This window comes from Autumnicola tepida, from assembly GCF_031846485.1.
GTDB lineage: Bacteria > Bacteroidota > Bacteroidia > Flavobacteriales > Flavobacteriaceae > Autumnicola > Autumnicola tepida.
The window spans coordinates 128,933-143,797 of the sequence record NZ_JAVRHQ010000002.1 but is presented as its reverse complement, the minus strand read 5'-3'; the positions used below and the strand labels follow the sequence as shown (position 1 = coordinate 143,797).

At 40.6% G+C, this 14,865-nt stretch carries 16 protein-coding genes; 10 read left to right on the top strand and 6 right to left on the bottom strand.

The annotated features are described in order from the left end of the window. Positions 1–33: 33 nt before the first annotated feature. Positions 34–699 carry a uracil-DNA glycosylase gene (locus RM553_RS03290; protein WP_311533555.1) on the top strand — a complete coding sequence of 222 codons (666 nt, stop codon included), beginning with the start codon at positions 34–36 and terminating at the stop codon, positions 697–699. A gap of 25 nt (positions 700–724) precedes the next feature. Here RM553_RS03290 and RM553_RS03285 read toward each other — a convergent pair whose 3' ends face one another. From RM553_RS03285 to RM553_RS03260, 6 genes are all read right to left on the bottom strand, one after another. Further along, positions 725–1,576 carry a substrate-binding domain-containing protein gene (locus tag RM553_RS03285; RefSeq protein WP_311533554.1) on the bottom strand — a complete coding sequence of 284 codons (852 nt, stop codon included), beginning with the start codon at positions 1,574–1,576 and terminating at the stop codon, positions 725–727. Next, positions 1,573–3,630, bottom strand: coding sequence for a polyphosphate kinase 1 (ppk1, locus tag RM553_RS03280; protein ID WP_311533553.1), 2,058 nt, complete (start codon positions 3,628–3,630; stop codon positions 1,573–1,575). Before ppk1 ends, RM553_RS03285 begins: the two co-directional genes overlap by 4 nt. Positions 3,631–3,698: 68 nt before the next feature. Beyond that, positions 3,699–4,571 (bottom strand): nucleoside phosphorylase, encoded by an 873-nt coding sequence (locus RM553_RS03275; protein ID WP_311533552.1) that lies wholly within the window; start codon positions 4,569–4,571, stop codon positions 3,699–3,701. 1 nt (position 4,572) lies between these two features. Next, positions 4,573–5,505, bottom strand: coding sequence for a DUF1835 domain-containing protein (locus RM553_RS03270; RefSeq protein ID WP_311533551.1), 933 nt, complete (start codon positions 5,503–5,505; stop codon positions 4,573–4,575). A 29-nt stretch (positions 5,506–5,534) separates the two neighbouring features. Then, a complete protein-coding gene (locus RM553_RS03265; RefSeq protein ID WP_311533550.1) occupies positions 5,535–5,891 on the bottom strand; it encodes a translation initiation factor in 357 nt (118 codons plus the stop codon). A gap of 3 nt (positions 5,892–5,894) precedes the next feature. After that, the gene (locus tag RM553_RS03260; RefSeq protein ID WP_311533631.1) at positions 5,895–6,845 is read right to left on the bottom strand and encodes an isopenicillin N synthase family dioxygenase; all 951 of its coding nucleotides are present in this window, start codon (positions 6,843–6,845) and stop codon (positions 5,895–5,897) included. A 124-nt stretch (positions 6,846–6,969) separates the two neighbouring features. Between RM553_RS03260 and RM553_RS03255 the strand changes: the two genes are divergently transcribed. The 9 genes from RM553_RS03255 to RM553_RS03215 all read left to right on the top strand — a co-directional run bounded on the left by RM553_RS03255 (position 6,970) and on the right by RM553_RS03215 (position 14,756). Further along, a complete protein-coding gene (locus tag RM553_RS03255) occupies positions 6,970–8,976 on the top strand; it encodes an alpha-ketoacid dehydrogenase subunit alpha/beta (protein ID WP_311533549.1) in 2,007 nt (668 codons plus the stop codon). A 129-nt stretch (positions 8,977–9,105) separates the two neighbouring features. Next, on the top strand, positions 9,106–9,267 hold the full coding sequence (locus tag RM553_RS03250; RefSeq protein WP_311485615.1) for a DUF1328 family protein: 162 nt from the start codon (positions 9,106–9,108) through the stop codon (positions 9,265–9,267). Positions 9,268–9,354: 87 nt separating this feature from the next. Then, a complete protein-coding gene (locus RM553_RS03245; RefSeq protein ID WP_311533548.1) occupies positions 9,355–9,834 on the top strand; it encodes a lipocalin family protein in 480 nt (159 codons plus the stop codon). 11 nt (positions 9,835–9,845) lie between these two features. Beyond that, positions 9,846–10,544, top strand: a complete 699-nt coding sequence (locus tag RM553_RS03240; protein WP_311533547.1) for a YiaD family glycine zipper/OmpA-like lipoprotein — start codon at positions 9,846–9,848, stop codon at positions 10,542–10,544. A 77-nt stretch (positions 10,545–10,621) separates the two neighbouring features. After that, a complete protein-coding gene (locus RM553_RS03235; RefSeq protein WP_311533546.1) occupies positions 10,622–11,749 on the top strand; it encodes an NAD(P)/FAD-dependent oxidoreductase in 1,128 nt (375 codons plus the stop codon). After that, entirely contained in the window at positions 11,746–12,474 is a 729-nt protein-coding gene (locus RM553_RS03230) for a methyltransferase domain-containing protein (protein WP_311533545.1), read from the top strand. The genes RM553_RS03235 and RM553_RS03230 overlap by 4 nt, the downstream gene beginning before the upstream one ends. Further along, the gene (locus RM553_RS03225; RefSeq protein ID WP_311533544.1) at positions 12,471–13,523 is read left to right on the top strand and encodes a type III polyketide synthase; all 1,053 of its coding nucleotides are present in this window, start codon (positions 12,471–12,473) and stop codon (positions 13,521–13,523) included. Before RM553_RS03230 ends, RM553_RS03225 begins: the two co-directional genes overlap by 4 nt. Then, positions 13,517–14,311, top strand: coding sequence for an enoyl-ACP reductase FabI (locus RM553_RS03220; RefSeq protein ID WP_311533543.1), 795 nt, complete (start codon positions 13,517–13,519; stop codon positions 14,309–14,311). The genes RM553_RS03225 and RM553_RS03220 overlap by 7 nt, the downstream gene beginning before the upstream one ends. Positions 14,312–14,318: 7 nt before the next feature. Continuing rightward, the gene (locus RM553_RS03215) at positions 14,319–14,756 is read left to right on the top strand and encodes a 3-hydroxyacyl-ACP dehydratase FabZ family protein (RefSeq protein WP_311533542.1); all 438 of its coding nucleotides are present in this window, start codon (positions 14,319–14,321) and stop codon (positions 14,754–14,756) included. Positions 14,757–14,865: the final 109 nt, after the last annotated feature.

Genomic DNA, 14,865 nt, shown 5'->3' with positions numbered 1-14,865 from the left:
ACTTTTGAGGTGTTGCAAATTTACTTAATTATAATGAAGGTAGAAATACATCCCAGATGGAAAAAAGAGTTAGATGAAGAGTTTGAAAAACCTTATTTTCAGAATCTTGCGGCTTTTGTTAAAGATGAATACGCCAATCATAAATGTTTTCCTGCCGGGAAAAATATTTTCGCCGCTTTTGAATATTCCACTTTCGAAAATACAAAAGTTGTGATTTTAGGCCAGGATCCTTATCATGGGGTAAACCAGGCGCACGGACTTTGTTTTTCGGTTAAAGAAAATGTAGCCGTGCCACCTTCCTTAATTAATATCTTCAGGGAAATTGAAAACGATCTTGGCAAACCTGTTCCTGATACTGGTAACCTGGAAAGATGGGCAAAACAGGGTGTATTGCTTCTTAATGCTACTTTAACCGTAAGGGCGCACCAGGCAGGATCGCATCAAAATAAAGGCTGGGAACAGTTTACTGACAGGGTGATAGAGATTATTTCCGCAGAAAAAGAAAACGTGGTTTTCCTGTTATGGGGAGGTTATGCCAAGAGAAAAGCTAAAAAAATAGACGCTTCCAAACACCTGATTCTTACCAGCGGACATCCTTCGCCTTTAAGTGCCAATAGGGGGTATTGGTTTGGGAATAAGCACTTCAGCAAAACAAATGAATACCTAAAAAGTAAAGGAGAGGAACCAATAGATTGGTAATTATCCTTTTACTGGTAAATACAGCCTACAAACTGTGAAGAATTTCTGAATCTGCCGCCTTTTCTGATATAAGATTTAACTGGAGTAATTTTTCCTGGACTTCATCCAGTTCTTTCGCGCTTAACTGATGGTTACTCCAGGAGGTTATCTTCAGCCAGCTCCTGATATCTTCCAGTTTCTGATCATACCTTTCGGCAAGAATTTTATCTATTTCAGGAATATCTTTAAAAGACCTGGTTTTATTATTCAAAATTTCGAGCATCTTTTGAATCCTTTCAGCATTGTATTTTAAAACTTCATCCCTTACCGCGATTACAAAACAGGGCCAGGGAGTGGGGCAGTCTGCAATAAGCCTGAAAGTATGGTTATCTACCAGGGGTTTCGTGGTAAAATGTTCCCACATGAAGTATTGCGCTTTGTCTTCTTTTAAAGCATTTACGGCACCATCCACATCGGTAACTATTTCAAACTTCAAATTATTAATATCCCAGCCGTTATTTTGGGCGTTTACATAAGCCATTAGATGGGATCCCGAACCTTCCCTGCTAATCGCTGCTTTGGTATTTTTAAGGTCCGCGAGATTTTTGTATTTGGAATCTGCCGCCACATGAATGCCCCACACCAGAGGGGAACCAATGTAGCTCTGTACAATTTTAGCCGGGTTTCCGTTGATAACATCCCACGTAACACCTTCGGTTAAAATAACGGCGGCATCAATTTCACCTGAACGCAAAGCTTGGTTCATCGCTCCGGTCCCATCGGGAAAATCTTTCCAGATCACATTAATTTCTTCTTTATTAAACTCATTTTCTTCTATGCATAAATGCCATGGAAGGTTAAAATGTTCAGGTACACCGCCAATTCTTATCGATTTCATGATGAAGTATGTTTTTCTTTAAGGTAGTTGTAAATTTCATGTTGAGAGCGTATGGCTTTTTGCCCATTTTCACGCTGCACATATTTATTGTCTTCTGAAGCATCCTGGATCCGGGCTTTTACATTGTCCTGCAGCTGAATATTCAAAATATCTTTGAATTCCCTCGAAATTTCTTCATCCAGAACAGGGGAGATCACTTCAATTCTTCTGTCCAGGTTTCTGCTCATCCAGTCTGCACTTCCGTAGAAGATCTTTTCATCACCGCCGTTCTCAAAAATGTAAATCCTGCCATGCTCCAACAAACTATCTACTACACTGGTGATATAGATGTTTACGCTCATTCCTTCAATCCCCGGAATAAGGCAGGTGAAGCCCCTAACCAGCAGTCGGATTTTAACTCCGGCCTGGCTGGCTTTATAAAGCAGGTCAATAAGCTCATGATCTTCCAGACTATTCATTTTAGCGGTGATTGCCGCAAATTTTCCGGCCCTCGCGTTTTCAATTTCATTATAAATGAGCTTGCTGAATTTTTGCCGGGTTGAAAAAGGGGAGATGAGGAGATTTTTTTCCCTCGGGATTATTAATTCGCCTTCCAGCACTTTAAAAAGCCTCATGAGTTCTTTGGCAATATGCTGATTAGCGGTAAAAATAGCATGGTCGCAGTAAATTTCTGAGGTTTCACTGTTAAAATTCCCGGTGCCAATGTAGGCGTAATGCTTTCTATGATCATTTTCTAACCTGCTTATCAGCATGATTTTAGAATGCACCTTTACCTTGGGATAACTGTAAATTACGTGCGCCCCTTTTTCTTCAAATTTTCTGCCCCATATAATATTGTTCTCTTCGTCAAACCGGGCTTTTGCCTCTACAAAAACGGTAACATTTTTTCCGTTTTCCAGGGCTTGCAAAAGGCAGGAGGTAAGTTTAGACTCATCTGCCACCCGGTAAAGGGAAATTTTTATATCTGTTACGGCTTCATCATTCACCGCCTGCTCAAGAAAATTCTCGATGTATTTAAAAGACATGTAAGGAAAATGTACCGCCTGGTCTTTTTCTGAAATGGTTTTGAAATAATTGTTGCTGTTTTCCAGGTTTTTATGCGGAATAGAAGGACGCGATTCCCGGTGTAAATCATTATTATCTGTAGGATCAGGAAAAGAGAAGAAATCTTTAAAATTATGGTATTTTCCACCAGGCATCATGTCTATTTTGCCCAAATTGAGCAATTTTCTAACTTTCTTCTGTACTTCCTGGGGCATATTTGCGTCATAAAGGAGCCTAGTTGGTTGCCCCTTGGTCCTCTGTTTTAGCGACTCATATATTTTTTCAGAAAGTTCGCCATCATAAATATCGTGTAAATAGAGCTCGGCGTCCCGGGAAAGTTTAATTTCAAAAATTCCTGTTATATTTTTCTGCGGAAAAAGCTCATCCAGTTTAAACCTAACTATTTCATCTAAATAGGTAATAAAATGTTCCTGGTTTTCTTCTTTTAGAGCAATAAAGCGCCCGCAGTTTTTCACCGGAATATTTACAACTCCCAGTTTATTTTCATCCTGAAAAGTTACCAGGAAATACAAAACGGCATTCTCCAGAAACAATTCATTTTCCTTTTGAAGATCCAGTAAGACCGGTTTTAAATGCCCAAAAACATTTTTGCTGAAGAAACCTGTGGCGAATTTCTTTTGTTCTGCATTAAAATGATGGGATTCTATAAGATTTATACCATTTTCAGCAAGTTCAGGAATAATCTGCTTTTTATACAGTACACCAAATTTCTCCTGCTGTAGTTTTACCTGCTCAATAATTTGCTTGGTAATTTTACTGGGACGGAGGTCCAGCTTTTTGCGGATGCTTTTTTTTACCCTTTTCATCTGCCTTAGCTGGGATACCCTTACCCTAAAATATTCATCTAAATTAGAGGAGAAAATTGCGAGGAATTTAATGCGCTCGTAAAGCGGATTCAGTTTGTCTGCGGCCTCTTGTAAAACCCTTTCATTAAAACTTAACCAGTTGAGGTCACGGTGTCTGAAGCGGTTTTCATCAGGTTCCTGCATAAAAAAGTCTTTAGGCCCAAAAATACGAAGAAGGCCAGGCCATGAAGTCTAATTTTCTGTTAAATAAGCTACTGTGCAACCAGTTTTTCCAGGCAGTAGGAGATAAGCTCTTCTACCACTTTTTTGGGATCTTTGCTAAAGGTCCCGCTTGCCCTGTTAGCAATTACGGCATTCATGGAAACCGCTCTGTGGCCAAGCATTTTAGACAAGCCATAGATCCCCGATGTTTCCATTTCCAGATTGGTGATTTTCTGGCCATTCCAGGAGAAACTTTCCAGTTTATTGTTTAGAGCAGGATCCTGCAGGGGCAATCTTAAAATCCTTCCCTGTGGACCGTAAAACCCAACGTTTGTGCCTGTTATTCCTTTAAAAACCTTGTCTGAAGATAGCTTTTTTGCCAGTTCTTCATCGCAGTTTACAGCGTAGGGCTCAGATTTTTGCGAAGGCCATTGTAAATGCTCCATTAAAGCCCTGGAAAGTTCTGTTTCCTGTACGTGTTTGCTATCATAAAAATGCAGCAAAGAATCAAAGCCCACTCCTTTTTCGCTTAATAAAAAGGAATCTACAGGAATATCTTTTTGAATAGACCCCGTTGTTCCTATGCGCACGATATCCAGGCTCGTGAGTTTATCTTTTAAAGAACGTGAGTCAAAATCTATATTTACCAGGGCATCCAGTTCATTAAACACAATATCAATATTGTCAGTACCAATTCCTGTGGAGATCACGCTTATTCTTTTGCCTTTGTAAATTCCTGTTTGGGTGTGAAATTCTCTTTTTCGCACTTTAAAATCTACGGAATCAAAATGGGCGGTTACCTTGTCCACCCTGTCCGGGTCACCAACAACTATTATAGTTTCGGCAATGTTTTCAGGTAATAAATTTAAATGGTATATACTCCCGTCAATATTCAGGATAAATTCTGATGCTGCTAAGCTCATATTAAAGTTTTAGTAATCGGTGTGATTCAGGTTCGTAAAGGAAATTATACATTTTGGCTCCTCCAAAACATTCCTCATTTTTAAGTTGCCTGTAAAAGTTTTTTGTCCCGTTCATGGCCTGCTCCCCCTCTTCGGTTAATACAACCCTGTCTTCTTTTAAATGATAAAAACGTTTTAATTTGGAAAGCAAACGCTGCATTTGGGAATCGCTGTAGCCATAATAACCCTGGTATTCCAGCGCATAACCCAGAAGCTGGTTTTCTGAAGATATAGTATGCCTCTGTATAATTTTGAGCACATTCCTTTCCAGGGAATTTATCCCCGTGGTGCTGTTTGGAAAGCGTTCCACATGGGCACGGATACAACTGGAAAGGTATTCAAAATTGGAGTTTCTTTTAATCTGTGACTTTAGCTGCATAGGGTTGTTGCTGCAATATAGTTCCCATATATATTCTGCGATCTCCAGGTCATCAGAAGTAAGGCCGATCCTTTTTTTATAGTGGCTTAAAAGCTGTTTGCTGCTAAGGTGAGAAAGCGATTTTTGCCCTCCGTCACCTTTTAGCTTTTTGCTGCACACCAGGGACATTGGGACTTCTTTTTTCTTTGCAAGGAAAAAACTGATGGCTGCTATCATATTTATGTGGCAAAAAAGGTCGAATTCAAACCAAAGCACCACGGCATCATATTCTTCAATGTTTTGCAATGCATAAAGCTGGGACAGGAATTTTTCTTCATAATCTTCTGAAGAAATCCCATAGCTGTCTTGTAGAAATTTTTTCCGCAGTTTTATAAAATCCTCACTGCCCAGTTCCTTCACGGCCGGGCCCTCACACAGTAATTCCCGCCAGACAATAATTTCTCCCGGGATATCCAGCTCCTGCATTTTCTCGGCAAGGCTGTCGCCATTAATAATATGTATTGTTTTACTGCTCATAAATGAAGATAAAAAACGTGTCGGGGCAGTTAGCCTCCAACACGCTTAACATTATAGCCGTCTTTTTCAAGCAGCTGCATTATTTTATCCCGATCGTCCCCCTGGATTATAATCTCGCCATCTTTGGCAGAACCGCCTACGCCACATTTCTTCTTCAGCTTTTTTCCCAGGGCAACCAAATCTTCTTCCGGGCCCTGGAATCCTTTTATAATGGTCACGGTTTTACCGCCGCGCCCTTTGCTGCTAAAATGCGCTTCCAGCTCCTGTTCTTCTGGCTTTAAAGATTTCTGTTGGTCATCATCGGCATATTGATTTTCATCAAAATCTTCATCAGTGGAGAAAACAAAGCCTCCAAGATCTTCAAGCCCCAGTTTCTTCTTTGCCATAACCTACTTTTTTAGCAATCCTATTTCCACAAGCCGTTGATGTAAAAATTCACCTGCGGTAATATCTTCATACTGTTTTGGATGTTCTTCATCTATACATTCTTCCAGGCAATCTAAAGGCATTTCACTTCTTGGGTGCATAAAGAAAGGGATGGAATATCTTGGTTTGTCCCACTGTTCTTTAGGCGGATTAATTACCCGGTGTACAGTTGAACGTAATTTATTATTGGTAAGCCTTTCCAGCATATCACCAACATTAATCACCAGCTCGTCTTCCTTTGGAATTGCATCTATCCATTCGCCATCTTTCCTGAGTACCTGCAGGCCACCGGTGGAAGCTCCCATTAATAAGGTAATTAAATTGATATCCCCATGTGCCCCGGCACGTACAGCGCCTTTTGGTTCTTCGGTGATTGGCGGATAATGGATGGGCCTTAAGATGCTGTTTCCGTTACTCGCCCAATGGTCAAAATAATGTTCTTTAAGGCCAATGTGCAAAGCAAGTGCTCTTAACACATAAATTCCAGTTTTCTCAAGCATACGGTAAGCCTCCATTCCAACGTGGTTGAAATCTTTTAACTCTTCTACCTGTACGTTTTCAGGATATTCTTCCGTAAGATTGGCATCCTCTGCAGGTTCCTGTCCAAAGTGCCAGAACTCCTTGAGGTCTCCTTCTTTTTTGCCTTTTGCGTGTTCCTTTCCAAAGGAGATATATCCTCTTTGCCCGGCAAGGCCTTCAATTTCATATTTACGTTTGGTCTCCAGCGGCAGGTCAAAAAAAGATTTTACCTCCTTATAAAGTTCCTCTACAAGCTCATCGCTCAAAAAATGATTTTTAAGAGCAACGAAACCTATCTCTTCATAAGCTTTCCCGATTTCATCAACAAATTTTTGTTTCCGATTTGGATCATCAGAGAGAAAATCGGCCAGGTCTACGCTGGGAATGTTATTCATTGCCATATTGTGTGGTGTTTATTTATAGAGTCAACAAACAAATTTAAATAAATAAAGCGAGATGCCGTAAAAATTTAATTTTTCGGGCATTTATAAAAATAAGTACATTTGATAAACTTCGTGTATGTCTGTACATAATAAGCCATCTCATATTTTTGATTATGACAGGAAAAACCTGAGTGCAAATCAACTTCTTGGTTTATACCGCTCTATGCTGAAACCGCGTTTGATAGAAGAAAAAATGCTTATCCTGCTCAGGCAGGGAAAAGTTTCAAAATGGTTTAGCGGAATAGGGCAGGAGGCAGTTTCTGTTGGTGTTGCCAAAGCACTCTCGCGTGAAGAATATATTCTTCCCATGCATCGTAATTTAGGAATTTTTACCAGCAGGGATATTCCGTTGCACAGGTTATTTGCACAGTGGCAGGGGAAAGCAGGAGGATTTACCAACGGCCGGGACCGGAGTTTCCATTTTGGAACCCAGGAATATAAGATTATAGGAATGATTTCCCATCTTGGTCCGCAATTGGGGGTGGCAGATGGAATTGCGCTTGCTCATAAAATTAGAAAGGAGAACAGGCTTACCGCAGTTTTTACGGGAGAAGGCGGCACCAGTGAAGGAGATTTTCATGAAGCCCTGAATCTTGCTTCTGTATGGGATTTGCCGGTATTATTTTGCATTGAAAACAATGGCTATGGGCTTTCCACTCCTGTTAATGAACAGTACCGTTGCAAAAATCTAGCTGATCGCGGAGCAGGCTACGGAATGGAGTCTCATATAATTGAAGGAAACAATATCCTGGAGGTTTATCAAAAAACCTCCGAAATTGCCGAAAGTGTGCGCAAGCATCCACGGCCGGTACTTTTAGAATTTAAAACCTTTCGAATGCGGGGGCATGAGGAAGCCAGTGGGACCAAATACGTTCCGGAAGAACTGATGGCCTCCTGGTCTTTGAAAGATCCTATTGAAAATTACAGGAAGTTTCTTTTAGAAGAAGAAATACTTACTGAGCAAATCCAGGAGCAGTACGAGCAGGAGATAAAAGCTGAAATTGAGGAAAACCTGGTTAAAGCCAATATGGAAGAACAGGTTTCCTTCAGTGAAGAAAAAGAATTCAATGATGTATACAAAGAATTTGTAAATCAGCAATTTGAAAATCCATATCCTAAAAAAAACATACGCTTTGTAGATGCTGTTTCACAGGCGCTCCGCCAATCTTTTCAGAAGCATGAAAATTTAATTTTAATGGGACAGGATGTGGCAGAATACGGTGGTGTTTTTAAGATAACCGAAGGTTTTTTGGAGGAATTCGGCAGGGAAAGGATCAGGAATACCCCAATTTGTGAGTCGGCTGTAATAGGTGCGGCAATGGGTTTGTCTATAAATGGAATGAAGGCTGTTGTTGAAATGCAATTTGCCGATTTTGTAAGCTCCGGTTTTAATCCTGTTGTGAATTATTTGGCAAAATCCAATTACCGGTGGAAGCAGAATGCCGATGTGGTTATTCGTATGCCTTGTGGCGCGGGAGTGGGTGCAGGCCCTTTTCACAGTCAGACCAATGAAGCCTGGTTTACCAAAACTCCTGGGCTAAAGGTTGTATATCCGGCTTTTCCATACGATGCCAAAGGTTTGCTGAATGCTGCTGTAAATGATCCCAATCCCGTACTTTTCTTTGAACATAAAGCTTTGTACCGTAGCGTGCGCCAGGAGGTACCTGAAGGATATTATACCGTGGAAATAGGAAAAGCTTCCACCGTAAAAGAAGGTAAGAATATGAGCATTATCTCTTACGGGGCAGGCGTACACTGGGCACTTGAGGCTATTGAAGAATTAGAACTGAAAGAGGTAGAAGTGGTTGATCTCAGAAGCCTGCAGCCCCTGGACAACGAGGCTATATTTAAATCGGCGCGAAAAACGGGGAAAGTACTCGTGCTTACTGAAGACTCTCTTTTTGGAAGTATGGCTTCAGAAATAGCAGCTCAGGTTTCAGAAAAGTGTTTTGAACATCTTGACGCGCCGGTGTTTCGGGTGGGAAGCATGGAAACCCCCATTCCTTTTGCCACTTCTTTGGAACAGGGGTATCTTCCAAAAAAGCGATTAATAGAGAAACTTATTCAATTAACAGAATACTAATATTTTAACAACTTTCACAGTATTTAATTAAGATTCCTTAACATATCCACTGTTAAAGTATTAATAATCTTTTGCCTGCCGGAAAGGGCTGGTGTACTTTAGTTATAGCTAATCAATAAATCATAAATTATGATACGACTAATTATTATTTTCTTAATTATCGCTATTATCGCTGCGATCTTTGGATTTGGTGGAATAGCTGAAGGAGCTGCCGATATTGCCCAAATTATCTTCTGGATTTTTGTTGTGCTACTGGTAATCTCTCTTTTAAGCCGATTATTTAGAAGATAAGAATATTTAAAAAGATTAATCCAATGTATATTATCGGCAAATGCCGGCATTTGCATTGGGTTTTTATTTTAACCCAAACACTATATAATGAAAAAGATTCTGACCCTAGTATTTTTCTCGGTACTTATCGTTTCCTGCGGGCCCAGTAAGGTCGCAAAAGAAGCACGCAAAACCTTTGACGGTGGCTGGACCTTAACAAGCGTAACTTATCCTCAAAATACAGGCACCTTTAATGTAACCCTTTTAAATGATGCTTCGGCAAACTGCTTTGAGAACAGTACCTGGGATTTTGTGTCCAATAACAATCAGGGAACTTATAACTTGCAGGGTACAAATTGTGGAACCGAAACCCGTTATTTCAACTGGTCTATAGATGAGGAAAATACCCCGCAGGGAATGTATGATTTTCTTCTGAAGCCTACAGATGAGGATGCCAATTCTACCATGGGAGGGCAGGGTTTCCGTATGAACCTTAGGAGCCTAAGCCAGGACAGCATGGTTTGGGAACAGACTGTGACTTTGGAAGGAGAACCTTTTGTTATACGAATGAACTTTAGTAGAAATTAAAATTGAATGTTATGAAAAAATCGATAAATAAATTTTTTGCAATCCTGTTTGCCATGAGCATGTTAGTGGGTTGCGAGGCAACAAAAAATGCCAATAATAAACAAAAAGGTGCTGTAATTGGTGCCACCAGTGGTGCCGTAATTGGCGGGGTAATTGGAAATAACACCGGCGATGGGAATACTGCCCTGGGAGCTATTATAGGTGGTGTTGTAGGTGGCGCTGCCGGAGGTTACATCGGGAACCGGATGGATAAACAGGCCAAGCAGATTGAAGAGGAAATCCCCGGAGCAGAAGTGGAAAGGGTTGGAGAAGGAATCAATGTTACTTTTGATGAAAACAGCGGGGTTTATTTTGCCACAGATCAGTCAAATATTAATGCTGAATCCCAGCAAACGTTGAATAAGCTCTCTTCCATTTTAAAAGAATATCCCGATACTAACGTACTTGTAGAAGGACATACTGATAATACCGGTTCTGAAAGTTATAACCTTACCCTTTCAAAAAACAGGGCACAGTCTGTAACCAATTACCTGGTTAATAACGGTAACCTTTCCCAGGGGCGTTTTACCACAAAATGGTATGGTGAGGCACAACCTAAATATGATAATACTACAGCTGAGGGCCGTGCCAAAAACCGAAGGGTGGAATTAGCCATTGTTGCCAGTGAAGATTTAAAAGAAGAGGCTAAAGACGCTACCTCCCAGAACTAAAAATTCAAATACATAAACATTTACTAAATCTCGGTTCAGCACCGGGATTTTTTTATTCTTTTAAGTATCTTCAATTTATGAGAGACGCAGACATAGTAATAATTGGAGGAGGTTTGGCCGGCTTAACAGCGGCAATTCACCTGGCTTCCAGTAACTTGAACGTGATCCTCATAGAAAAAGAAAACTTTCCACATCACAAGGTCTGCGGCGAATATCTTTCCACGGAAATCCTTCCGTACATAAAAGCTTTAGAGGTAGATATTTTATCCCTTAAGCCCAAAAAAATTACCCGCCTGGAATTTAGCACTCCTAATGGCAGTACAATTTCTTCCGGCTTAAAGATGGGCGGGCTGGGCGTGAGCAGATTTATCCTGGATAACTACCTGTACGAAAAGGCTTTAGAAAGAGGTGCCAGGATTCTTCAGGATACTGTAACTAATGTAGAATATAAGGATGATAATTTTACTATAGATTGTGCGGGAGAAAATCAAATTAAAGCCAGCTTTGTGCTGGGTGCACATGGGAAACGCTCATTAATGGATAAAAAGCTGCAGCGTGAATTTATTCAGAAGAAATCTGGTTGGTTGGCCGTAAAAGCCCATTACCGGCATGATGGGTTTGATGATAACCTGGTTGCACTTAACAATTTTAGAGGTGGCTACTGTGGTTTGTCCAAAGTAGAGAACGGAAACGTGAATGTTTGCTATCTGGCGACTTACGAGAGTTTCAGGAATTACAAAAATCCGCAGGATTATAAAGAGCATGTACTTTCTGCAAATCCTGTATTAAATAAATTCTTTGAACATGCAGAGCCCGTGTTTGAAAAAGATCTCACCATAGCGCAAGTTTCTTTTGAGAAGAAATCCATGGTAGAAAATCACGTGCTCATGATGGGAGATGCGGCCGGTTTAATTCATCCGCTTTGCGGGAATGGAATGGCTATGGCGATACATAGTGCTAAAATTGCTTCGGAGGCGGTATTAGGGTATTATAAGGGGCAGGAAAAGGGCCGGAAAGCACTTGAATTAAGATATAAAGAAGAGTGGGTTAAAAACTTTAAAAACAGGATGTTAACCGGAATAATGCTCCAAAAAATACTACTGAATCCCGGTCTGGCTGAAATTTCCCAGAATTTGCTAGGTACAATGCCATCTTTGCTTCCCCGCATTATTAAAAGAACCCATGGAAAGCCAGTAGCAGCATGAGGAAAATTGACACCTCCAGAAGAACAGACATGGCAGAGGTCATGGATGATTTTGATTTAAGCGGAAATAAATTAAAGAAGACCCTGCATGACCTTGACAATATTAACAAGTGGCTCGGTGGCAACGGAATTACGCTGAATGGCGTTAAAACATTGCTTAAAGATATTCCTAAGGAACAAAAAATTAAAATTGCCGATGTTGGCTGCGGTAATGGTGCTATTCTTCGGGAAATAGCCAAGTGGGGCAGAAAAAAGGATAGAAATTTTGAGTTAATTGGTATTGATGCGAATACACATGCAATTAAAATTGCCAGAGAATTGAGTACTTCCTATCCGGAACTGCAATTTTCAGCCTTAAACATTTTTAGTGATACCTTCAGGCAAAAGGAGTATGATATTATCCTTTGCACTCTTACCCTGCATCATTTTAAAGATGAGCAGATCGTAAATCTGCTGAATGAGTTTTATAAGCAGGTAAAACTTGGAATCGTAATAAACGATCTTCACCGCAGTAAAACAGCTTACAGGTTATTTCAGGCTTTCTGTAAGGTATTTATTAACAATGAAATTGCCCGTAAAGATGGGTTGATCTCCATTTTACGCGGATTTAAAAAGAAGGAAATTGCCATATTGGCTTCCAAAATACCTTCTCTTAAACAACAGGTATCCTGGAAATGGGCTTTCCGCTACCAGTGGATTATAGAAAAGAATAGCAAAAATTTATGAGCGTTAAAGTTATAAAAGCAGTAAAGGAACTTCCGGAATATTCACGTGAAACAGCCGATGTAATTCCCTTAGTGGAAAACTGGCTGGAAGGGCAGGAGGAAAGGTTCCGCAGAAAGATCATTAAAATTTTCGAGGGCGCGGGAGTAGATAAACGCTATTCCATTATGTCTCCTGAAGAGGTTTTTACTTCTACTTCTTTCGAAGAAAAGAATAACATATATGTACGGGAAGTCAAAAAAATGGGGAAAAACGTACTGCAGAATGCCTTAACCGCTACTCAATGGCAACCCGAATCCCTGGATTATATAATTACAGTAAGTTGTACAGGGATAATGATCCCCTCATTGGACGCTTACCTTATTAATGAACTTCAGCTGAAGCAGGATATTACCAGGTTGCCGGTTACCGAAATGGGTTGTGCCGCGGGAATTTCAGGGATGATTTATGCCCATAATTTTCTAAAAGCCAACCCTGGCAAAAGGGCTGCTGTAATTGCTGTGGAAAGCCCCACGGCCACTTTTCAGCTGGAAGATTTTAGTATGGCAAACATGGTGAGCGCAGCTATATTTGGAGATGGAGCAGCCTGTGTTTTGCTTTCTTCAGAAGAAGAGGCCCAGGGGCCAGAAATATTAGCTGAAGAGATGTATCATTTTTATGACGCGACCCATTTAATGGGTTTTGGACTTACCAATGCCGGCCTGCAAATGATCCTTGATCCTGCAGTTCCAGAGACAATTTCCAGCCGTTTTGAAGATATAATTTTCCCGTTCCTGGAGAAAAACAACAGCAGCATAGAAAAGGTGAACCACCTGATTTTCCATCCCGGTGGGAAGAAAATTGTGCAAACGGTTTCTGATCTTTTTGGTAACTTAGGGAAGAATATTGATGACACCAGGGAAGTGCTGCGCTTATATGGCAATATGAGCAGTGCAACAGTATTGTATGTTTTGCAGCGGTTTCTGGAGAAGGATATTCCTGAAGGGGAACAGGGAATAATGCTGAGTTTTGGCCCCGGATTTTCAGCGCAAAGAATTTTATTGCAATGGTAGAAGAATTTAAAGACAAAAATTACTGGGCGCTTATCCTTGGCGGAAGTAGTGGGCTTGGTTATGCCAGTGCCTGCAAACTGGCACAGCACGGCATGAATATTATAATTGTGCATAGGGATCGCAGGTCTGAAATTCCTAATATCGAAGAATCTTTTGATGAAATAAGGGAAACAGGAGTGCAGTTTGAAAGCTTTAATGTAGATGCCATTCAGAAGGAAAAAAGGGCCAGCCTGGTAAGCCAGATCACTGAGATTTTAGGTAAAGAAGGAAAGATACGCACCTTGTTGCATAGTATAGCAAAGGGAAATTTAAAATCGATGACCGGAAAAGAAGAGCAGCTTGAAAATATCGATTTTCAGCTTACCATAGATGCGATGGCCTTAAGCTTGTATGACTGGACACAGGATATTTTTAAAGCCGGGCTTTTTGCCAAAGATGCCAGGATTATTTCCTTTACGAGTGAAGGAAATAAAAAAGCCTGGAAGAATTATGCTGCCGTTTCAGCTGCAAAAGTGACTTTGGAAGCCCTAACCCGTAATATCGCCTTGGAATTTGCGCCTTATGGAATAAGGGCAAATTGCATACAGGCTGGAATTACCGTTACCCGTTCGTTCCAGATGATCCCAGATAATGAAACGCTGCACACACATGCCCTTAAACACAATCCTTTTAAAAGGCTCACGGTCCCTAAAGATGTGGCCAACGCAGTTTACCTGTTAAGCAAAGACGAAGCAAGCTGGATTACCGGTACCATTATTCCTGTGAATGGCGGCGAACATTTAATGTAAATCTCCTGTGGACCAAAAAACAATCCTTTCCCGGTTACCTTATTCTCAACCATTTTTGTTTATAGATAAAATTATTGCTATTGATGAAAATGCGGTTTCCGGCACCTATACTTTTCCCCCTGATTCATTTTTTTATAAAGGCCATTTTAAGGATAATCCAGTCACGCCAGGCGTTATTCTAACCGAATGTATGGCGCAGATCGGACTTGTTTGCCTGGGGATTTTTTTACTGAACAAGGAGAAACCAGCTGAAGCAAAAACCGGAGTGGCTATGACTTCTTCGGAAATGGATTTTTTTAAGCCTGTTTTTCCCGGGGAACGGGTAAAGGTAAAATCAGAAAAAATTTATTTCAGGTTTAATAAGCTTAAGTGTAAAGTAGAAATGTATGACGCTGAAGATAACCTGGTTTGTAAAGGAATACTGGCGGGAATGATGAGGAAGTAAAGCCTGGAGAGTGAAAAGAATACGAAGTACGAAGTTGGAAGATAGAAGTTAAAGCTTAAAGCCTACAGCCTAAAATCAAAAATGCAGCAGGCAACAGACGACAAACAAA